At 70.5% G+C, this 21,634-nt stretch carries 8 protein-coding genes; 5 read left to right on the forward strand and 3 right to left on the reverse strand.

From position 1 onward, the window contains the following. Positions 1-21 precede the first annotated feature (21 nt). A complete protein-coding gene (locus tag PV410_RS35210) occupies positions 22-2,244 on the reverse strand; it encodes a hypothetical protein (protein WP_500330007.1) in 2,223 nt (740 codons plus the stop codon). 104 nt (positions 2,245-2,348) lie between these two features. Then, positions 2,349-8,174, reverse strand: a complete 5,826-nt coding sequence (locus tag PV410_RS35215) for a DEAD/DEAH box helicase (protein ID WP_500330009.1) — start codon at positions 8,172-8,174, stop codon at positions 2,349-2,351. 518 nt (positions 8,175-8,692) lie between these two features. On the opposite strand from PV410_RS35215, the gene PV410_RS35220 reads away from it, so the two are divergent. Continuing rightward, positions 8,693-10,666 carry an N-6 DNA methylase gene (locus tag PV410_RS35220; protein ID WP_500330011.1) on the forward strand — a complete coding sequence of 658 codons (1,974 nt, stop codon included), beginning with the start codon at positions 8,693-8,695 and terminating at the stop codon, positions 10,664-10,666. A 2-nt stretch (positions 10,667-10,668) separates the two neighbouring features. Here PV410_RS35220 and PV410_RS35225 read toward each other — a convergent pair whose 3' ends face one another. Continuing rightward, a complete protein-coding gene (locus PV410_RS35225; protein WP_500330012.1) occupies positions 10,669-12,159 on the reverse strand; it encodes a serine/threonine-protein kinase in 1,491 nt (496 codons plus the stop codon). A gap of 135 nt (positions 12,160-12,294) precedes the next feature. On the opposite strand from PV410_RS35225, the gene PV410_RS35230 reads away from it, so the two are divergent. Genes PV410_RS35230 through PV410_RS35245 form a run of 4 tightly spaced genes read left to right on the forward strand, consistent with a single transcriptional unit; the run spans position 12,295 to position 21,623 of the window. Then, a complete protein-coding gene (locus PV410_RS35230) occupies positions 12,295-13,920 on the forward strand; it encodes a PD-(D/E)XK nuclease family protein (RefSeq protein WP_500330014.1) in 1,626 nt (541 codons plus the stop codon). A 5-nt stretch (positions 13,921-13,925) separates the two neighbouring features. Next, positions 13,926-15,080 carry a pPIWI_RE_Y domain-containing protein gene (locus PV410_RS35235; protein WP_500330016.1) on the forward strand — a complete coding sequence of 385 codons (1,155 nt, stop codon included), beginning with the start codon at positions 13,926-13,928 and terminating at the stop codon, positions 15,078-15,080. After that, positions 15,073-18,666: a pPIWI_RE_Z domain-containing protein gene (locus PV410_RS35240; protein ID WP_500330018.1), complete on the forward strand. Its 3,594-nt coding sequence runs from the start codon at positions 15,073-15,075 to the stop codon at positions 18,664-18,666. Before PV410_RS35235 ends, PV410_RS35240 begins: the two co-directional genes overlap by 8 nt. Positions 18,667-18,689: 23 nt before the next feature. After that, positions 18,690-21,623 (forward strand): pPIWI_RE module domain-containing protein, encoded by a 2,934-nt coding sequence (locus PV410_RS35245; protein WP_500330020.1) that lies wholly within the window; start codon positions 18,690-18,692, stop codon positions 21,621-21,623. Positions 21,624-21,634: the final 11 nt, after the last annotated feature.

Here is a 21,634-nt window from a genome sequence, read left to right on the forward strand (position 1 = left end):
GGATCCGGGAAACGGCGGGCTTCAGCGGCTCCGTTCATGTGCTGTGACGAACGTGAAGCCGTACGGCAGTTCGCTGCCGTCGGCCTTGCCCAGTTGACGGCAGTACTGGCGGTACGCGACTCTCTGCGTCTCGCTCGGTACGCTGCCGGGCGGCAGGCGACGGAGGAAGCCGTCGACGAAGTAGGCGGTGCCGAGAGCCGCCGATGCGGTGCCCGGTCCCTTTCGCCACTGGGGAGCTGGTCGGGGGCAGGGGTCGTAGCCGATGAGCGGTATTTCGGGTTCGGTGGCCCGCGCCGGATAGTGAGGGTGTCCGGACTCGTCACGGCTGCCGGTCTCGACGTACAGCTTCTTCTCGGCGACGAGCTCGTCCACGGCCTGGTCCAGCGCCGCGAGCTGCGCTGCTGCCGGTGCCGACCGGTAGACTGTTTCCGGCAGCTTCACACGGTCGAGCAGGGCGTGCCCGTCGTCGGTCAGCAGTCCGCAACGGCGCACGGCGCGCAGGACGAGGTGCCTGGCATCGAGCCCGGTCGGCGAGTCGAAGCCGCGTTCGCTGCCAGGTGCGCTCTCCCGGGTGAGGATCCGCGGGTCGTAGGCGTGGGCGATCAGTTGTCCATCCACCTCGACCGCCTCCTCGAGTTCGGTGGTGGAAAGACGGAATACCGTTCCTCCGCGCGGCCACTGAACGGTGATCCGCAACCCCGGGAAGAAGTCGATGGGCCACTCGACACCGGTCAGCTCACCGGCGTCCGTGCTGGTGTCCAGCCATACGTCCTGCACACGCTCCGAATCCTCGAGCTCGACGCCGGGATGGTCCAGTTCCACGCGTACCGGCACGGCCCCTTCGGCAAGGTGGCAGAGCGCTTCACGCACAAGGGGCCGCAGTGGGAAGCGTCCCTCCGTCAGATGGGACAGGCGCAGAGGGACCCGCCAGGTGACCTCGCTGTCGGAGAACCGCAAGTCGTAGGCGTATCCCAGCCTGTCCTCAGCGCGTATCGGGGTGTCCTCCGGCTCCGCCGGGTCGAGGCGGTCCTCGTCTGCTGCCTTGTGCTCTGCCGGAGCTGTCGACACAGGGGGCTGAGTCGGCTTGTCGAAGCCACGCAGTGTGCTCAGCCAGCCTTGCCCCGTGGCCGTCAGTGGATCCCGTGAGGACTCCTCGGATCCGGGGAAGTGGGAGCGCCAGATGCCGCCGTATCCGAAGGCCTCGTCCAGTGAGACGCGGACGTTGGGGTCTGTGAACTGTCCGCCTTCGGTGTCCTTGACACTGTCCGCCAGGACGAGGTTGGCGCGGCACACGGACACGGCGTACTCGGTCTCGGCCAGGAGTTCGCCGGCTCCGTGTACGGCAGCGAGCCAGGGTGCCACGGCGGTGTAGACGGTCCGCGACGTTTCGGCCAGGCCGTGACGGCGTCGACCGCTCGGGACCGCGCTTCGGACCAGGGAATTAGCCAGATCCTCCAGGTCGGAGCTACCGAGCGGACCGTTATGTGCCAGGCCTTGCCCGATTCTGGATCTTGTGAGGGCGTAGGAGTCCCACACTCGGAGTTCGTCACTGGTAGCGAGGGCGTGCTTGACCGTGGCGAGGAGCCCCGTGAGCGCTGCCCGCAGGTGCGGCTGGTCTCGGCCACCGGCCAGGTGGGCGAGCGGGCTGGGCACAGCGGGGTGGAGCAAGACGTCGGGTTGCCTGTCCAGAAGGTACTCGACGTAAGCAGCGTCCGCGGGGCGGCGCGCCTCGGCGACGGAGGCGTAGTGAGCGTTCACCACGACATGCCCGTTGGCGTCCAGCCATTTCTGCCGGTCCCGCAGCCGCTTGAGTTGCCGCTCGTCGGGTTGGAGCGCGGAGCCGAACGCGGAGAAATCCGGTACCAGCAGTTCCTGCCGTTCGGCCGTGCCGCCGGGTCGGGATGCGCCGGGGCCGACCGCATCGGCGGGCGCGCCGGAGGTCCAGGCGGGGACTTCGGGCTCCTGGGTCGAGCCGAGCGGGTGGCCTTCCTTGTAGATGATCTCGGCGTACAGCAGCTTCTCGGAGGCACCCGTTCCGATACGAACCAACGCTCCGACGGGCAGGGCTGGAACGTCGTGTCCCAGCGTGAGGGTCGGGAAGGCATCGAGGTCGAAGGCGCCGTTCCCGTAGCCGTCGCCATCGGTGTCGAAGCCGAAGTACGCGGCGTTGAAGGCGGCGGTGGTGTGCACGGGACCACGGCGGACCGCGATCACGGCCTCCAGGTAGCGTCGGAGTCTGGCCATGTCCTGCGGGGGTGTGTGGCGCGGTCCTCGTGCCATAGCCGGCGTGAGGAGAGGCGCGTCCTCGTAGGGACGCCAGACGTCCTCGTCAGTCTCCCGGATGGTGGTCATTCGTTCCTCCCTCCGATTCCCGTGGTTCTCCCTGGACCCGAAGCGCGCACGGCGCGCCACCGGCCCTTCTCTGTCTCGACGACAGCCCCGATGTGTGCCAGTCGCTCCAGGCTGTTCTCCACCTCCGCGTAGGGCAGGTCCGCTCTGCCGCCGAAGTGGCGGCTCTCTGTAAGGGCGCCAGGCAGGCGGATCATGCGGCGGCTGGACGGGTTGAAGGCGGACTCGTCGCCGCGCAGCGCGCTCCACAGCCGCCGCGGGTGCAGGCCCTCCGGCTGGAGCATGAGCAGCCGGTGTGCCTGCCGGTCGACGCGCTGGCGGCGGAGCGTGCTGTCGGTGCTGTTGTTCTCGCGGGGCCGTGGGCTGTCGAAGGCGTGTGCGACGGCGGGCCGGTGTTCGCTTGCGGGCCATCGTCCGCTGTTCCAGCAGGCGGAGCACCGGCAGCGTGCGCTGGTGCAGCATCCTTCGGGGAGTTCGGTGACGCCGAAGTAGTCGGCGAACAGTCGTTGCGCGCAGACATCCGTCTTCTCGAAGAAGCTTCGCAGCAAGGAGAGTTCCTCAGCGGCACGAGCGCTTCTACGGGTGAGGAGGCGCAGGTAGTCGTCCGGAAGTTTGCGCGTGCGGATGTCGATCCCGGTGACGAGGTGGCGGCTGGGAGCAGCCGACACGTCAAGGAGTCCGCGATCGTGCAGGTCCGCGAGGAGTTCCCAGGTGGCGGCGGGCCCGTCGGCCACGTCCCGGTATTCGGGGTGCAGCCTGGCGAGTTCGCGGTCGAGGCGGCCCACATCGAGGCGGGCGGGGGTGTCGAGGGCCAGGGCGGTCTCGACGACGAGCCGTTCGATATCGTCCACCTCCGCGCCGGAATCCGGCGCCGCGGCCTCCCCGTCGTGCGTTGAGCCATGCGACGGAAGAGTCCTTTTCATGTCGCCGGGCTTGACCGCGCAGTACGGCGGGTAGTCCCCGAGATCACTCACCGCGCCGAGGTCAGCGAGCACGCTGAAAGCGCGCATGACACCGCTGCGGTAGCGCTCCTGTTCGTGCCGGTCGTCGAGGGCCTGCTCGGTCAGCACTCCTTCGGCGAGGTCTTGCTCCATGAGGAGCTCTGCCAACTGCAAGGGGTCGAAGCTGCTGCCGTTCTGGGACAGGATCAGTGATCCCATCCGTCGCATCAGCGGCTGTGGGAGCTCCTGACCGGTCATGAAGCGCACCATCCGCAGTCCTCGGCTGGTCGCCAGTGCCAGGCCCGCGTTGACCGGGCCCTCGGCCGTCGTGCTTCGCCCTGCGCTGTCGCGCCCCGCCCGGCCGATTTGCTGGTAGAGGGCGGCCAGGTCGGTGGGCGGGGAGACGCAGAAGACGGTGCGGATGTCTGGTCTGTTGACGCCCAGCCCGAACGCGGAGGTGGCGACCGTGACGACGGGGACGAAGGCTTCGTCGCCCTGGCGCGGCGCCTCGCGGAACTCGGTCATGACGGCCGCTTTCTCGGCCTCGGTGAGCCTTCCGTGGAAGCGGAGTACGCGTACTCCCGTGCCGCCTGTGTACTCGCGGAGGTGGGTGTAGAGGGTGTTGACCTCCTTGACGGTCAGGCAGTAGAGGATGGCGTGTCCATCCAGCGAGTCCACAACGTGTTCCACCAGGCCCGCGATACCGCCCTGGCCAAAGCGGTCGAGTGACCGGCGCAGCACCGCCAGTTCGGGGCGGATGGGGTTCTCCCGTACTGTGACCAGCCCGCCCAGAGTGCTCGTCTGCTCCGCTTCGTCCTTCTCCTGGGGGGTGCCCGGTTCGGGGATCTCGCCGGTCAGTCCGAACAGCGCCTCTCGCAGGGCCTGGTGGACCGTCCGGTTGGCGGTGGCGGTCACTGCGGTGACAGCGATCCCATGGTCGCGGCGCAGTTCGGCGAGGAACCGGCTGACCCGGCGCATGCTGGGCCGGAAGTCCTCCCACTGGGCCAAGGTGTGGGCCTCGTCGACGGCGATCCGGGAAATCCGTCCGGAGGCCGCCGCCTGCCGAACGAGCTCGCGGAACCTGCGCTGGCTCAGTCGCTCGGGGCTGACGTACACCAGTCGGATGCCGTGGTCGTGCCGTCCCAGCAGCTGGTCGGCGACTTCCGTTTTACCAGCCCGGCTGCTGGATTCTCGCAGCGGGGAGATCAGGGCACGGACGGCGCCGCCGATGGTGCGGTTGAGTTCGAGGGCCTGGTCGTGCATGAGGGCGACGAGCGGACTGACGACCAGTGTGACGCCGGGCAGGACGAGCGCGGGCAGTTGGAAGGTGTAGCTCTTGCCGAACCCCGTGGGCAGCAGTCCGAGGACGTTCTGTCCGTCGGCGGCCGCGGTGATGACGGCCCGCTGTCCCGCTTTGAGTTCCACCGGTTCGTCTGACAGGCGGAGCAGTCCCCCGATGCGGGCGCAGCGCTCGAGGACCTCCTCGACGAGGCGGCCTCCGGTGCGCAGCCGCTGCACCTCTTCCTCGCTCAGTTCAAGTTCGCGGATCTGCCGGGTCTGCGGTAGCAGGGTCTGGGCGGCCAGGGCCTGCGGTGTGCATAGTTCGGCGGCGCGGGAGGGGTCCAGCAGTCCTTCCCTGGCGAAGAAGGTCCAGATGCGGCGCCATCCTTCGGCCATGGTCGCCACGTTGTCACCGCCGGTGTCGCCCTCCTCGGGGCCGGGGCGCTCCAGTCCCTCGTCGAGGCTGCCGAGGAAGGCGCGGCGGTAGGACCGGCGCAGCGCGCTGTCCCCGGCGAGCTTGCGGTCGCTGATGATGACGACCCCGCGGTGCCGGTCGGAGCGGATGAGCCGGCCGACGGCCTGGCGCAGTTGGATGGCGGCGAGCGGTAGGTAGTAGTGCTGGGTGGCGAAGCCATCGGGGTCCGGGTGGCCGGCCCGTTCGGCGGTCTCCCGTACCGAGGCGCGGCGGGCTGCGATGATCGGTGCCGCGAAGGGCGCGAACGGCAACTTGTTGATCCACACCAGTCGCAGTCGTTCGGCGTCGGCGACGTCCACGCCCTGCCAGAGCCCTCTGGTGCCGACGAGGAATCCGCCGCCGTGTTCGGGGTCGGTGAAGGTCTGGTAGGCACGGCCGTTGCCGAGTGTCATGGCCTCGACGACGGGGGCCTCGAGTGTGCGCGCCCGCAGCTGCTCCACCAGGTGCGCGCCGATGCCGGCGGCGGTGGAGCGGGCGGTGGTCAGAACCATGCCGCCTCCGGTGTAGCCGTTGCCGTTCTCGTCGGGGTGTGTCATCTCCTGGGCGAATCCGGCGAGGTGGTGGGCGACGGTGCGCATGGCGCCCTCCTCCTGCTCGGCCCAGGAGGGGAAGTCGGAGAAGCAGACCAATTCCGCCTGACGTGCCAGGTCGAACGGTGAGGGCAGCGCGAGCTCCGGCAGGTCGGCCGGCAGGCCGAGCCGTTCGCGGACGAAGTCCCACGCGCCGCCGACCCGCAGCGTCGCGGAGACGTAGTGGACGCGCTGGAAGGAGTCGAGGAAGCGCCGCCATTCCGGATCGGCGGGCAGGTCCACGGGGCTGGTGGCGATACGGAACCGGTAGGCCCTCAGGTCGACTTCGGGTTCACCGAGTTCCTCCATATGGACGACGCGGGAAGGGAGTTTCTCGTCAAGGTCTGCGGCCGGGTCCAGGAACGCGTCGAGATCGGTGGTGATCCGGTCGAGGGCCGAGACGAGCGTGTCCGTTCGCTGGGACAGTGCCGTCACTCGGTCACGGGCCTGCGGATCGAGGGAGAACGCCTGCTCCTGCGCTGCGTAGCGCTCGGCGTCGATGCGGCAGCGTGCGGCCGCGCGGGCGATCCCGGTCAGTAGCCGTTGCAGTCGCCGGACCCCTCGGCTGCCCGCGGACCCGGTATGGGGACTGGCGAGCGTCGTCGTACGGCTGCCGACGCGCACGCCGACTCCCTTGCCGTGCGCGTCGAACGCTTCGGCGGCCATCCGCGGGAGCCGTGTGTCGTCGAGCACCCCTTCCAGCTCCGCGACGGTGGCTGCAAGGTTGTCGGCGGCCGTTCCCGGACGGCACTCGCCGCTGAGCACCTGGTACTCGGCGGACAGCGTCTCCAGGTCCTGGTAGTCGACGACGGTCGTCAGGGCGGAAGTCGCAGCGTTCTCCAGCTCATGTGCCTCGTCCACCACCAGGAGGGTCTGCGGGCCGAGTGCGCGCAGGTCGTCCAGGTGCGACAGCGCGAGGGCGTGGTTGGCGACGATCAGCCGGTGACCGTCGAGCGCCTCCCGGGCGGTATCGGTGTGGCGGGCCAGCGGGTTGCCGGCGCCGGGCGCATAGTCGCCGTCGCGCTGGGAGAAGGACTCGAGCCACGTGGGCAGCGCCCGCCCAACATAGTCGGCGAAGAAGGGCGGCAGGTCGACCGGGTCGACGGACCGGGCGGTCCAGGACAATGGGGGTGCGGTCGCGGCAATCAGACGCAGGACGAGGTAGACGGCCAGCTCGCGGTAGCGCGGGTTTTCCACCGGCCGGGTGCTGCGCCGATGGGTGCCACGTCCTATGCGGGGCCTGCCGGTGCCGCCGCGGGTGGCATCGGCGAGCACTTTGGTCAGCGCTGCCAGGGACAGCCGGTTGGCCTGTCCCTTGACCATGTCCGTGAAGTCGAGCAGCCCGGGCAGGGCCCTTTGGAGATCGTCGAGGTCGCGGGCCAGCTGGCCCTGGAGCTGCTTGGTGTAGGTGGCGATCACCGCCGTGCGGTCGGCACCGCCCGCCAGCCAGTCGAGGGCGGCGGCCAGAACCGCGTAGCTCTTTCCGGTTCCGGTCGGCGCCTCGAGGAGTCCGCCAACGCCCTGGTCGGTCCAGGCGTGCAGCGTCGCGGCCATCTCCTGCTGGGCGGGCCTGGGGCGGACCTGCGCGCCGCGGACGACGCGGGCCAGTTCCGTGGGATCGACCCGCCCCTCGGCCCCACGCAACCCGTCCGGTACAACGACCGGGCGACGCCCAGGTGCCCGCAGGTCCGGCGTACGTCGTGGGGTGTGCCAGGCGAGTTCTTCACCGAGCAGGCGGGCGACGTCGGCCTGCTCCCATGCCAACGGCTCCCGCTCGGCCGCCTGCGGGCCTTGATGGAGCTCTCGCAGCAGCCGCCAGCGGTCGGAGTCCGGGCATACATCGGCGATGAGACCTGCCAGGTCCGCTCCCCGGTCGGCGAGCTCGGCGGCAGCCCGCTGCAGCAGCGCGGCAAGCAGGGCGACGTCGCCGGAGGCGGTGTGGGCGCGGGCACCGGCTACGGACACGCCAAGTTCGCCGGCGAGGTCGTGCAGCCGGTGGGTGGTGGCTGTGGGCCACAGCGCATGGGTGAGGTACAAGGCGTCCACCAAGCGCCGACCGCCCAGCGGATCGTCGATCCCGAGGTCCTGTGCGGACTGTCGTATGACGTCGAAGTCCAGGCCGGTTCCGTTGTAGGCAATGACGACGTCCGCGTCTGAGAGGTAGGTGCCCAGATCCATCCATGCGTCGGCCGCCAGGACCCCGTGGTCGCGCACGGCGCCCCGCACGTGTTCGTCCCTCAGCTCGTCTATGTCGCCCGGGAATCGCAAGTACCTTTGCCAGGCGGGGGCGGACGTCACCCACTCCTGGTCGGCTCCCAGGCGCTGGGCGGCCACCTCGAAGACGTGACGTTCCGCGTAGGGGGTCGTGGCCACTGTGCGTACGACACTCTCGAGGTCGACCACGACGGCTCGCAGGACGACGCGCGGCGTCGCCACCTCCGGGGCAGGAGCGGCAGAGGCGGGTTCCTTGGACTCGGCGGCCTGATCAGCCAGGGCGACCCGGCCGTTCGCGACGACGAGCAGACCACCAGTGCGGGCCTCCTCCACCAGGGCGGGCACTCGTCTCTCCGGCAACGTGCGATAGCGCCGGACAGCGGCCACTGTCAGCGTGCGGAGGTCCACGCCGTCGGAAAATTCCCCCACCAGTCGAGCGATCTTTTGCGCGGCCGACGAGATCTTCGGCTCCGTCCCCATCCCCGCCCCCTCGTACGCCCCCGGGACACGACGTCGACCAGGCCACACCCAGTCACCGCCGTGACCGCAGAATCTACACAGCATCTCCATGAACCTGACATGCAGGTGTTGCGTTGCATCAGACCGCCCGGCACTGGGTGAGCACCGAGAGACACAGTACATCCGTTGACTCAGTTCACGAAAGAAGTAATGCTTGATCGGAGTCCCAATCATCCGCAGAGGCAACACCCACCCCCAAGGCCGGCGCCAATCCGAAACATCCGTAAACTCAGTAAAACGACGCACAGCCCCTCCAGCGCCATGGGTCGGTAGGGTGGCATGGCAGCAGGTCGGGGGGTACTGACGTTCCGGAGGATCCGATGTCCACAACCACTCGGCCAGCCGTGGCGGTGACGCTCGCAGAGATCGCACGGCTCGCCGGTGTCGGCCGCGCGGCCGTCAGCAACTGGCGACGGCGCTACGAGAACTTCCCAGCTCCTACCGGCGGCACCGATGCCAGCCCCCTCTTCTCCCTGTCCGACGTCGAGGACTGGCTCCACAAGGAGAACAAGGTCAAGATCGCACTGGGATCCCTGGAACGCCTGTGGCCGGAGTTCGATGCCTTGGGGGACCGGGACGCGATGGGGCAGGTTGTGGCTGCCATAGGCGCGCGTCTTGCCGGGTCACCTGGTCAGGGCCAGGCATTCGAGCCAGCGCATCTCGACGACCGGCAGATCGACCTCATGGAGCGAGCCGTCGCACTGGCCGACGGCGAAGGCGTGGCACGGACCTTCGAATTTCTCCTGGAACGCTGGTTGCGCACTCACGTACGCCAGGTCGCCGTCACGCCGGAGCCGCTGGGCGAGCTTATGGCCGATCTCGCTTCACTCGTCCACGACGGCGACGTCCTCACGATGCTTGATCCCGCCTGCGGGGCCGGTTCCCTCCTCATGGTGGCCGCCCGATGCTGGCCGGGGACACGTCATGAGGGCCTGCTGGGTCAGGACAACGATCCCGTGCTCGCCTCGCTGACGGCTGCTCGGCTTGCCATGAACGGTTACACGGCAAGGGTGACGGCCTCGGACACGTTGCGCGCCGATGCACATGCCGGCGTCCGGACCGATGTGGTGCTGTGCAATCCGCCGTCCAACGAACGGGACTGGGGACACGCCGAACTCGCTACCGACACACGCTGGGTGTACGGGCAACCACCGCGGACCGAGTCCGAACTGGCCTGGGTTCAGCATGCGATCGCCGCTCTGGCGCCGGGCGGGGTCGCGGTGCTGGTGCTCCCGCCCGCCGTCGCGGCTCGCCGAGCGGGCCGGCGGATCCGGGCCGCTCTGCTGCGTGACGGCGCTCTCCAAGCCGTGATCGCCCTGCCACCAGGCGCCGCCCCTCCTCATGGAGTGGGCCTGCATCTGTGGCTGCTCCGGGCCCCGGACTCGGGGCGCTCGTCCGGCCGGCTGCTCCTGGTGGACACCGCCCGGGAACTGGACCCGACGACCCTCGGCAAATCCGGCATCGACTGGGCACAGGTCCGTGCAGCCGCCACGGCTGCGTTGCGGGGCGAGGAAACCCCGTGCAGCGTGTCCGTTCCGGTGATCGAGCTCCTCGACGATCAAGTCGACCTCACCCCTGCCCGGCACATCCGCGCCACGGACACGGCGAGCATCGTCGACCTGCGCCGGTCGTGGACGCAGTTCGACGCACACCTGAGCGAGCTGAAAGACCTGGCGGCCGCGTTGTCCACGCTCACCCCCCTGGAAGGCGACGACGGCGCACGGCACACGACGGTGGCCGAGCTGGAGCGCGCCGGCGCCCTTGAGATCCGCAACGGCCAAGCGTTGCCCGAACCACTACTGCAACGAGGCGACCGTCCGGACGGCGCCGTTCCGGTCGTGACCGTCCCGGACCTGCTGACCGCCGGGGAACCCGAGCACTGGTTGCCCGCCCCTGACGTTGCAAGGGGAAACGCCGACGGCACCCTCATGGTGACCGCATCGCACGATGTCGTCGTGGTCGGCCTCACCCGGTCGTTCAACGTCTGGGTGGACACTCGCGCCCCGTCCGTGCTCGGCCCCCAGCTGTTCGCTCTCCGCACCGACCCGGGGGTCCTGGACCCGTGGTTCCTGGCAGGCTGCCTACGCGCCCCGGCCAACGCCCGCCAGGCCGGCACGCACGCCTCGACGTCCTCACGCGTCGACGTCCGCCGGCTCCAAGTGCCCCGGTTCTCCCTGGAGGAACAGCAGCGGTACGGCGAGATCTTCCGGAAACTCGCCGCCCTCGAAAGGGAGTTGCTGGGATTGCGGACAGTGGGCGGCGAGCTGGTCGGATCACTCGGCGACCTGCTGGCGGCAGGCCGCCTGCCGGGTCACTGAGGCTATTGGTGCGCCAGCCGGGCGAGCTGCGGTTCCACCGCTGCCCCGCAGCCGCGTTCGCAAAGCTCCAGAGCGACCTCATGGCATCGTTCGACTAGTGGGGCGGGGACGGGAGCGAGGCTCAGCGCCTCGCGGACGACCGCGACCCAGCCTTCGAGGGCGCGCGGCAGGTCGCCCTCGGGAATCCGGCACTCGGCGATGCCCAACCGGGCTTCCAAGGCCCGTTCCCGCGCGGGGAGATCTCCGAGGTTGCCGAGGGCGGCTGCGGCCTGCTCGTAGAGCCGCAGCGCATGCTGTATTTCACCGTCTTGGCGTGAGGCGTCGGCGCACACCAGCTGCGCGTCGGCGACGAGCAGCTCCCGGAGCCCCCATTCGGCGGCCGCCCGGGGGAGGGCGCCGGCAAGGGCCGCACACTGGCTGGCGGGCCCGTGGGCGGCGAGCTCGGCGCGGGCCCGGGCGAGCAGGTCGGCGAACTCCCGACGCCCCAGCCAGCCCTGGCGCCGGTGGACAGAGCGCCGCCGTATCGGCGGATCGGAATGGCGGGCGGCCTGCGGGGTCGGCATGGCCGGGAGCCGATAGCGGGCACCTGGGTCGGGCGCGAGTGCGGGCTCGGGGACCGGATCACCCGGCGCAGGCAGGTGGGGTCGCAGAACGTCCAGCGCGTCGTGAATGCCGGCGGGCCGGTCCGCGGGAGCCTTGCCCAGCAGGTCCCAGACGAGATCGTCCAGTTCCTGTGGCAGGCCGGCGTTGATGCTGCGGATGTGTGGCGGCAGGTCCTCCAGATGCTGGATGTCCTTGTTGCGGTCGGGCTTGTCCTCGAAAGGCGCCTGTCCGGTGAGGAGTTCGAAGAGCACGCAGCCGAAGGCGTAGAGATCGACCGCGGCCGTGACCTCCTGCTGCCCGCGCAGCTGCTCCGGCGCCATGTAGCCCGCACTCCCTGGCGTGGCGCCGAGCGCCGTATAGCGGGTCGCGTCGGGATCGGTGAGGTAGGCGATACCGAAGTCGAGCAGCTTCACCGATCCTTCCGCGGCGATGACGACGTTGCCGGGTTTGAGGTCCCGGTGCACCACTCCTTGGGCGTGGGCGCGGGAAAGAGCTTCGGCGACCTGGACCGCGATGGCCGTCGCTGTGCCGCGCGGAAGCGGACGTCGCAGGTCCAGGAACTCCCGGAGGGTGCAACCGTCGACGTACTCCATGACGAGGTACGGCTCCTCACGGTGGTATCCGCGATGCAACAGCCTGGGGATGGCGGGGTGGTCCAGTTCCTCGAGGATCGCGCCCTCGCGTTCGAACCGCTTGAGCAGTTCGACCTTGCGTCGCCCCCGTTCGCCGGGGCTGAACCGGCCCTGCGTGTAGGCGTCCAGGCGTAGCACCTTGACGGCGACGGTCTCACCAGTGGCGGTGTCGGCCGCCTTCCAGATGGTCCCCATGCCGCCTTGGTACATCGGCTCGGCGATGCGGAAACGGCCGTCGAGCACTGCCCCAGCTTCCACGCACACCCCTTCGTGACGCGTCTACCGAACACCATACCGTTACTCAAGCCAAATGAAGTGTATCGCTTGACTGAGTTCACAGCTATGCGCTTCCCTGGTGGCGCCACTCCTCCTTGTCTTAAGAGGTACGTCGTGATGCTTCAGCTGCCTCCGCCGGGTACGGACGGCGACATCCGGGTCATCAGAACCTCGCTTCCGCTGCTGCGCGAGGACCCCCAGGACTGCCCACGCGGTAACGCTCTGCGCGCCCGGCCGCTGGTGCGGCAAGCCCCCGAACGGTCACGCCGCCAGCCGATAGAGGACTTCGCCTTGGCGCCGGTGATGAGGACCCTGGACGCCATCGAGCTGCGCTCCGCGGACGCGGAGGAGGCGCTGCGGGATCTCGCCGTAAGCCGTGACTACCACCCGGCTCACGCCCGTTGGGCCGTGAAGGCCGTCCGAAACTACCTTGCGGCCCGCGAGGACGCCGAGGACGAACGCCACAGGCTCGGACGGCCCGCGACAGCCGCCATACGAGACCAGTGGGTCTTCATCCATGCACGCCAGACCCCCGACGAGCGCGGTGCGATCCGCTACGAGCGTACGGCCTGGGGGCGGCGTTACGCGGCCATCGACGGCTCCGAGCGCGAATTGTGGCTGCTGTCGGTCAACTCCCTCAAGAAGGACCGGCCGCCGGCCGAGATCGCCGAGGCCGCATCCGTCATCGCCACCGGCACACCCACGCATCCGGCCTTCGGAAGCGTGCACCGTCCGACCGCCGGGAGTACCGTCCGCCCTCGCCGGGTGCGGGTCGTCGGCGTCAGCTGCGGTGACGGCGACAGAACGGTCCTCGCGGACTGGGACGCCGAAGAGACGGCCCGTCAGTTCGGCGAGCACGCCAAGCCGGTCCTCGGACGCGTCATCGCCGACGGCCGGCTGCACCCCGGCTCCGGATGTGAGCGGTGTGAGGCGCTCGCCGGATGCGGGCAGCCGCCCCGGACGCCCGGGCTCCTCGGCGTCCCCGGCCCGGCCCGCCCCCGCAGGCGACGGTCGGCGTCCGCCACCGATCTGCGGGTGCATGCCCGCTGCCCCGCGCTGTTCCACCTGACCCGGGTCCTGCACCTGAGGTCCCCGGAGCCGGAGAGCGAGCCGGTGCGCAGGGGCCGTGCCGTCGACGACTGGCTCAACCGGCGGCACCGCCAGGGAGGATGCCGCGGCGTCACCCTGCCCGAGGCACTACCCGGGCTCACTGCCGCCGAGCAGCCGTCCGCCCTCGCGATGCTCACCCAGCATCTGCGTATGTGCCCGCTGGACGGCCTTCCGGCCGACGAGGAGGTGCACGTGCAAAAGCGCCTCACCGCCTACGACCCGGAACTCGACGTCGTCCTCATCGCGGATCCCGACCTGCTCTACACCCGCTCCCGGGGATGGATCTGGCACGAGACCAAAACCGCCGGTCGGCGCCCGCGGGAGGGCTGGGAGTTGATGGGGAGCCATCCCCAGCTCGCCTTCGCCGTCTTGCTCATGGCCGCAGGCGTGCCCGGCGGCGACCCGCGTCGGTCTCTGATCGAGCTCGAGCTGCTGTACCAGGACGACGTCCGCTACGAGGAGATCGACCCGGGCGAACCGGACACGGTGGCCGAGGCCCGACGGATCATCGCCGGCCTGGCCGGGCCGTGGGCCCTCGACGAGACCTACCGTGCACGCCCCGGGAACCACTGCGCCGGATGCGAGATGCTGCGTCACTGCGACGCCGGCCAGGCCCACGTAGCAGCGGGGTGAGGTCCATGCGCGCAGATGACGTCCCGCTTCCTTCCGCTGCCGAATGGTCCGCCCACAGCGGTGTCCCGCTGATGCGTACGATCGCCTCGGCGCTGATCGCGCTGGACGCCGCCACGGACCTGGACGCCTTCGCCTTGCCGTATCCGCCGCAGGTCCAGCAGGCCCTGGACCGCACGGTGCTTGCCTGCCTCGAGCGCGGTGCGGAGCCGCCGGCGAGTCTGCCCGATCTGGTGCACTGGTGCCGCGAGCGGCCGGTCGCCGACTGGCCGGTGAACCTGCCGCCGGACGCCGTCGGCGACGACGACCGGCTGCTGGACCCTGTCTCCTCCCGCCCGACGGAATTGTGCCATCTGTGGGCGGAACGGGCGGCGGACAGCGCCGCCACCCATCACGACCGCGAGGTCATCCATGCCGCGCTCCGCTTGTGCCGCGAGTACGGTGAGCAGGACGCGTACACCGAGTTCCGGCGCCTGTTGGTCACCCGGCCGGTACTGACGTCCGCCGAGGCCTTCGCCGTCGCCATGGACCACGTGCTCGACCCGGTCCGGGAACTGGTGAACCTCATCTACCAGCCCGTGCCCGACAGCTATCTGCGCAACGGCTCCTACGCGGTCTGCGCCCGCTGCCGGACCCTGCTCACTCCCGTCCGGGACGGCACGTGGTGGTGCGAACGGGACCGCTGCCGTCGCCAGGGCCCGCCACCGATCGGCCGGCGCATCGACCGCGAGGAGGCCGGGGAACTGCTGCAGCTGGACCGGCCGTTGCGGCAGTTCGTCACCGGCCCCGGCCAAGCCGAGACCCAGCTTGAGGAACGGCTGACCGCCCTGGGTCTACGGGTGTGGATGTGGCCTGGGTACGACGCCTACGACCTCCACATCACCTTCCCCGACGGCTGGGTGTGGGCCGTCGACGTGAAGGACTGGGCTCATCCGGCATTCCTGGGCCGGGCCGCCCGTCCTATCCGCCCCGAGCCCCCGTACGACGAGGCGTTCTGGGTGGTGCCGCAGGACCGCGTCGACGACCGGCCCGGCTATGTCGCCTCCTACGAACGCAACCGCCCCGCCGCTGCCCGCGAGCTGCCGCTGCTCACCGACACGCACCTGACCGACCGGGCCCGTGCCCGCCTGCGCAAGACGGCTGAAGGAGGACGTGATGCGTGACCGCGACAGCTGGCACCGTCCGGTCGGCAAGGAGCTCTCACGCCACTGGAGCGAGGTCCGCGACGATCTGTCCGGAGTGAAACCCTCCTTGCTGTGCCAGGTCGAGCTGGCGCTGCGGCTGCTGGAGCACATCGCTCCCGGGGAACCCGCACGAGGAGCGTACGCCCTGCTCAGCGGCTATCCCTTCGCCCGGGCACGCGGTCTGTCGGTCACCACCGATCACGAGACGATGCTCACGGCAGGCCGTCATCTGCTGTGGTCATTGCGCCGCCGGCGGGCCTGGCAGCAGGCACTGGCGACCTACCAGGGGCTACCTCCCCGGCTGCGCGGATACGACGTGCCCTCGATCGACCTGCCGGCGCGGCGGATGGAACCGCCCGTGGCCTCGGACCGGTTCACGGCGTACGACGCCGCTCTGTCCGCCCTTCCCCCACTGGCCCGCAAAGAACTGCCACTCGCCCCGTCCGGCCGGGCGACCTTCATCGCCCGCCGCCGCCCCACCTCGGTGACGTTTCCCGAACGGCTGCGCCCCGAGCCGGTGCCCGGCCACGACCCAGAGGCCGGACGCCCCGGCGGTGGCGCACCGCTCACCCTCTCGCGCTGCGATCTCGTCGAGACCGCACGGTGGATGGACGAGCAGGAGCAGGCAGCTCAGATCGACAAGGCCGGGCACTGGCAGAAACGCCTGGCCGAGCTGCGCATCGCCCCGCGCAACGCGGACGGCATCGCCTTCACCGACTCCGACACCCTCCGCCTGGACGGACTGCTGCACCTGGCCGGCATGGTCGGCGCGGGCAAGTCGACACTGATGACCCTGGTCGCCGTGTGGGCCACCCGTCGGGGACTGCGCACCACGATTGTCGTCAGGGACGTGGCCGAGCAGCTGCGGCTGGCTGGGCTACTGCGCGACCTCGGCCTGCCCGCCACTCCCGTACTGGGCATGACCACGCGCCAGACCCACGTGCAGCGCCTGCACCGGCGGCTGGCCGCCCGCGGCCGGAGCAATCTCCTCGACCACGACGACCCCGGCTTCGACGACCTGAGCACCGTGTGTGTGGTCGACGCCCTGCGCGGTACCGAGGCCGCCGAGCCGCTGCGGTTCGCGGACGCGCCGTGCACCTCGCTGTTCCCGGAAAAGCCCCACACGAACGACAAGGACGCCGCGCCGGGGGCGCTGCCGGAGCCGTACCGGCCCGGCAGCCAGGTACCGGACCAGTCCTCGGACGCCCGCCCCGCCGAGCCGAAGGGCACCCCTCACGGATGCCCCCTGTGGCACGCCTGTCCCCGCCACCGCCCGGCACGCGACCTTGTGGAAGCCTTGATCTGGGTGGCGAACCCGGCAAGCCTGGTGCAGTCGGCGGTGCCGCGCCATCTCGGCGACGAGCGGCTACGCCACCTCGAGCTCGCCTGCCTGCGCAGCGACATCATCATCGTCGACGAGGCCGACGCAGTACAGATGAACCTGGACGAGATCTTCGCGCCGTCGGCGGCGCTGGTCTCTCCGGGCCTGGACTCCTGGCTGGACCAGCTGCAGACCCACCGGATCGAGGAGCTGTCCAAGCAGGGCCGGCTCCAGCTCACCGACCAGGAGATCGAACGCTGGTCGGCCTCGCTGTCCGTGGCACACTCGGCCACCGACCGGCTGTACAAGCTGCTGATCTCCGACGCCGAACTGCGCGCGTGGGCCGACATCGAGTACTTCAGCCCGTGGACCTTGCAGGAGAAGCTGCTGAGCGACTGGTTCACCGCCGACCAGACTGGCGCTCCGGACGGGGTAGCGGACGAATCGGAACTGTACGAGGCATACGAAGAGGACACGGCCGAACCGGAGCGGGCCCCGGAGACTGACGCTCGCCGCGCGGAACTCACCGACCGCTTCGACAACTTCCGCGATGACCCGCTGGGCGGCCGCGGCCCCTACGGCGACCTGACCGACGACCTGGTGCGGCTCGCGCACGACCTGCTGACCACGCTGTCCGCATCCGACACTCGCGCCCGTGTGCTGGCCGTGCTGCACCAGCTACTCGCCGACACCCCAACCGCCGCCCGAGTCGCAGAAGAGCAGTGGCTCGATCTGACCGCCCGGCGCCTGGAGTTCGTGCTCCTGCTCAGCGCGCTCCACCAGCGCCTGGACCGGTTGGTGTTCCTGTGGCCGCAGGTCGAGGCGGCCCTGCACCTGGACTCGACGGGCAACGACCTCTCGCGCCGCCCGCCGCTGGACTACGCGCCGCTGGTACCTGAGTCCCCGATGGGCAACGTCCTGGGCTTCCAGTACCTGCCTGACGAGCGGGAGCGGGACGCCGACGGCCGACACAGCGGCACCTTGCGCTTCTTCCGGTGTGCGGGCGTGGGCCGCGAACTTCTGCTGTCCTTGCACGAGGTGGGCGCCGACCCGGGCCGCGGACAGCGCGGACCGCACGTCGTGCTGATGTCGGGCACCAGCTGGGCGGGCACGTCCTCCCGGGCTCATGTGCCGGCGCCGGTCGGCGCGGTCCTGAAACCGTCCGAGCGCTCGCTGGAGGCGGTGAGCGAGTCGGTGTTCTCCACGCACTTCCTCTACGACGACCAGGGACGCCCGATGAGTCTGTCGGGTACTGAGCCCAAGGCCAGGCCCGCCGCCGCCCGCGCCCTGGTGAGCCGGCTCGGCTCCCCCGGCCGTGGCGGAGCCCCCAGCCCGCTCGAACAGGAACTCGCCAAGATTACCGACGACGAACGCAAGCGGGCCCTCCTGCTGGTGGGCAGCTACCAAGAGGCGAACACCGCCGCCGACGTGCTGCACCAGATGAACCGCTGGCACGGCCGGGTGCGGGTGCTGGCCGCCGACGACGCCGACCTGGACCAGGCCGTCCGCGGCACCACCACAGCCTCGGGTGGCGACCGCGCCACCGCGCTGCGCCGCGGCGACCTCGCCTCGTTCGCCGACGATCACAACGCCCAGATCCTGGTGGCACCGCTGATGGCGGTCGAGCGCGGCCACAACATCCTCAACAGGGAGCACAACGCGGCCTTCGGCACCGCCTTGTTCCTCGCCCGTCCGCATCCGCGCCCGGACGACCTTGCACTCGCCATGTACGCGATCAACGACTGGGCGGCCCGCTTCGTACGCGACGAGCCGGGACTGGACCAGGGCACCTTCGGCAAGCTTGCCGCCGGCGCGGACAGCTTGGACGCGGCAGGACTCGCGTTCCGGCACGTGGCACGCGCCGAGTGGCGCCGGCTACTGGCCCGCCGCTACATCTACTCCCGGCTGTCCGAACGCGAGAAGCGCTCCTTCACCTGGGACCAGCTGGTAACCCTGTGGCAGGTCATCGGCCGACTGGTCCGGGGCGGCGTGCCGGCCCGGGTGGTGTTCGTCGATGCCCGGTTCGCGCCGAAGACCGCCCTAGCCCTCGCCCCCGGCACGCAACAGCACAGCCTCCCGACCGAGGACGGCCTGCTGACCGGGCTGCGCGACATTCTCGCCCCGTATTTCGACCTGGACACCCCGCCGCAGACCTGGCCCGACCCGGCCGACCCGGCCGTCGTCCGCCTGCTGTATGCACCGCTGTACAAGGCGCTGCGCGACATCACCCACCACGCCTCCTGACCCCTCCCGAGGAGCCCGCTCGCATGGCCTCGTACGACGAAATCCGCACCGCCTCCTGGCGGCCGATCTCCGCCGAGTCCTCCATCGTCGCGCGCTACCGCGCCTTGCCCTTTCCCGAGCAGTGGCGCGGCCCGCTGCTCGCTCTCTACAACGCCGGACGCGAGGACCCGCGGAAGCCGATCCCCACCTTCCGTATGGACCAGGTGCTGCAGACCCTCGCCCCGGACCTCCTGGTACGGCCGCGCCCGTTCGGGCACGGCGACCAGGCGTCGGACTTCTGGCTGTACGCGCCCGAGGACGCCGCCGATCCGCTGCCGCCGGCCGCATTCCAGGGACTGCTCGGCGCCTGGCTGCGCGACCTGCGACCGGAGCCGGAGCACCGCGCCCTGCTCGGGGAGACCCGGGCGCTGCTCGCCCAGGCGCCGCCGACGTGGCAGGAAGGAGTCGAGGTGGAGTTGCTGCGCTGCCCGCCCACCGACGGCGGCACCGCGGCCCCGGATTCCCGACAGTTCCAGCTGACGACGGACTGGCTGGCCCGCCGGATCCAGGCCCTGGGAGCGTACGACTTCGGCGCGGGCCGGCTGCAGTTCCGCGCCGTGCCGCGCGGCCCGCGCGACCAGGGCGCGGAACTGGTCTCGCAGGCCCTGCCCTATGGGGACGCCCGGGGCACCACCGAGTGGTTCTCGGTGGTCCTCAACATCACCTTGCAGACGGTGCCGTTCGACCCCCTGCCCAGGTTTCATCTGCACAGCCAAATCCGGCGGTACGCGACCAGGACGAGCGCGAAGACGGGTCGGCTATACCTCCCCTATGGCCGCCGCACCACGGTGCTGCTGCGCCCGCGTGTCCCGTGGCTCCGCGGTGCGCCGGTCAGCGACCGCTTCGCCGTGGCCCGCCTGGCCTGGGCCAAGGGCGGCCACGACTGGGTAGCGGGCGGCCCGGCGGGCATGCTGCGCAATCTCTCCCTCTCGGAGCCGTTCCCGGATGCGGAGGCGATCCTCAGCGACCCCGCCACCTGGCTGCAGGACGACATGCGCGCGGCCGTGGTGTACAGCACCACCATGGGATCGCACGGCGTCGGTGCGGGCCTGATGCCCGCTCAGCGCTCCGCCATCGTGGAGTGGGCGCAGCAAGCCCTGCCGGCTGAGCTGCGCCCGGCGCCTGCGCTGGCCCGTACCCGCCTGTCGGTCAGTACCCCAGCCAATCCGCGCCGCGAGCCCTCCGCAGTGGTGGAGAAGACCGTCGAGGAGCAGAAGCGCGCGCAGGCGCGCCGCGAGGGTGCCGCCTTCGCCCTGCGCCACCTTGCCGCGGACGGCGCGCACGATGAACTCCCGCTGCTGGAGGCCCGTCTGCTGTGGCAGACCTCCGCCATGCGCGAGACTGCCATCGCGGCGCTCATCGCGCATCTGGACCTCAAGGGCGACGGCAGCGCACCGAACTCTCCGGCCGCTTACGACGACGCCACCGTGGTGCTGGAGTGGCAGACGCCCGAGCTCACGGTGCGACTGCGGTGCCGCAAGCTGACCGGATCCCTCGGCGGCAACCTGCCGCTACCCGACGGTGCCCGGCACTCCCGGGAGTCGGTGACGGCGGCGCTCGCCGCCCGCCGCACACAGATGTCGGCGTTCCTCGCCAAGGACGGGCCGTCCGCCGGGCCTTCCCTGGCCCTGGTCGAGATCGACCGGGCAGACGACTTCACCTCCGCGGCACACGACCCGAAGTTCGCGCTGCGGCTGGGCTGCGCGGACGCCGGCGTGCTGACGCAGTTCCTGGCCGTGCCGAAGAAGACCAAGGGTTACGACAGCGAGAAGAACGCGGACTTCCGGGCGGCGAAGGCCTGGGACGACGGCCTGCGGCAGCTGGGCGTGCGGGTGCACCCCGAGCACCGTCTCGGTCAGCGACTGCCCGAGGGAATGCGGTACCTCGCAGTGTGGATGGTCCGCAAGAACGCGCGTAGCCGTACCCGCTGGGCCGGGCACGTGCCGGTCGCGGTCCTGGTCACGCCGGGGCCCGCAGGCGGCGGCATGGCACGGGTGGAGGGCTGGGACGAGGGCGCCGGGGCCTGGGTTCCGTATCCGGTGATGCTGCTCGACCTGACCCGGCGAGCCGAGGTGCCGCGCAGCCCGGTGCCCGCCCCCCGCGAGGAGGATGCCGCCGCTCCACGCATGTCGTGGTGGGCGGATATGGTCGAACAGCGGCAGGCCGCCGAGGAGTGGTTGCAGAAGGTCGTCCGCTCGCTGCGTGGCGCGCCGACCCTGCTGCTGGCCCATGCCCAGAACATGCGGTCGCACTGGACGTGGCTCCAGGACGGCAAGGTGGCCGCCGACAAGTTCCGCGACGGCCGGGCCATGGCCCGCCGGCTCCCCCCGGACCTGCGGCTGGTCCGGGTACGCACAGCCCGCGGGCGCGAGACCGCACAGTGGTGGGGTGTGAACCCGGACGGGGCGAACGGGCTCGCCGCCCACCTGTGGACGGACCCGGAAGCCGATGCGGCCACCGCTCGGGTCTTCTGGTCCACGACGCCGAAGGCACGCACGTTCAAACTGTCGGTCGCGGCCGACAAGCTCGCCCCGCGCGTCAACACCAAGGGGAGGCTGACCGTCGACACGGACAAGAACGCCTGGAACCCCGGTCTGGTGGAACTCGCCGTACTCGGCTGCCACGTGGAGGACGGCGACCAGCCGGAAGCGCTGGCGCTCGCCGTGCATCAGTTGCGCCAGGCCCCGGACTTCCCCGATGCGCTCAGCCTGCCGCTGCCGCTGCACCTGGCGGGCCTGGCACAGGAGTACGTGCTGCCCACCCGTGCTGCCGAGGACGCCGAGCCGGCCGACGACGCCGACCCTGACTCCGCGGCCGCCCCGGGCATGGCCCGCGAACCGGAGCCGGAAGCGGAGGCCGAGCAAGAGCAGCTGTCCTTGTTCTCCGTAACCTTCTCTCCCGACACCCCGCTCAATTGAGCTCCACACAG

This window comes from Streptomyces sp. PA03-5A (assembly GCF_033792725.1).
GTDB lineage: Bacteria > Actinomycetota > Actinomycetes > Streptomycetales > Streptomycetaceae > Actinacidiphila.

What these genes read in the sequence shown, in the direction of transcription:
- PV410_RS35230 (WP_500330014.1), top strand. Translation starts at nt 12,295, where the DNA reads ATGCTTCAGCTGCCTCCGCCGGGTACGGACGGCGACATCCGGGTCATC.
- PV410_RS35235 (WP_500330016.1), top strand. Translation starts at nt 13,926, where the DNA reads ATGCGCGCAGATGACGTCCCGCTTCCTTCCGCTGCCGAATGGTCCGCC.
- PV410_RS35210 (WP_500330007.1), bottom strand. Translation starts at nt 2,244, where the DNA reads ATGGCCAGACTCCGACGCTACCTGGAGGCCGTGATCGCGGTCCGCCGT.
- PV410_RS35245 (WP_500330020.1), top strand. Translation starts at nt 18,690, where the DNA reads ATGGCCTCGTACGACGAAATCCGCACCGCCTCCTGGCGGCCGATCTCC.
- PV410_RS35240 (WP_500330018.1), top strand. Translation starts at nt 15,073, where the DNA reads ATGCGTGACCGCGACAGCTGGCACCGTCCGGTCGGCAAGGAGCTCTCA.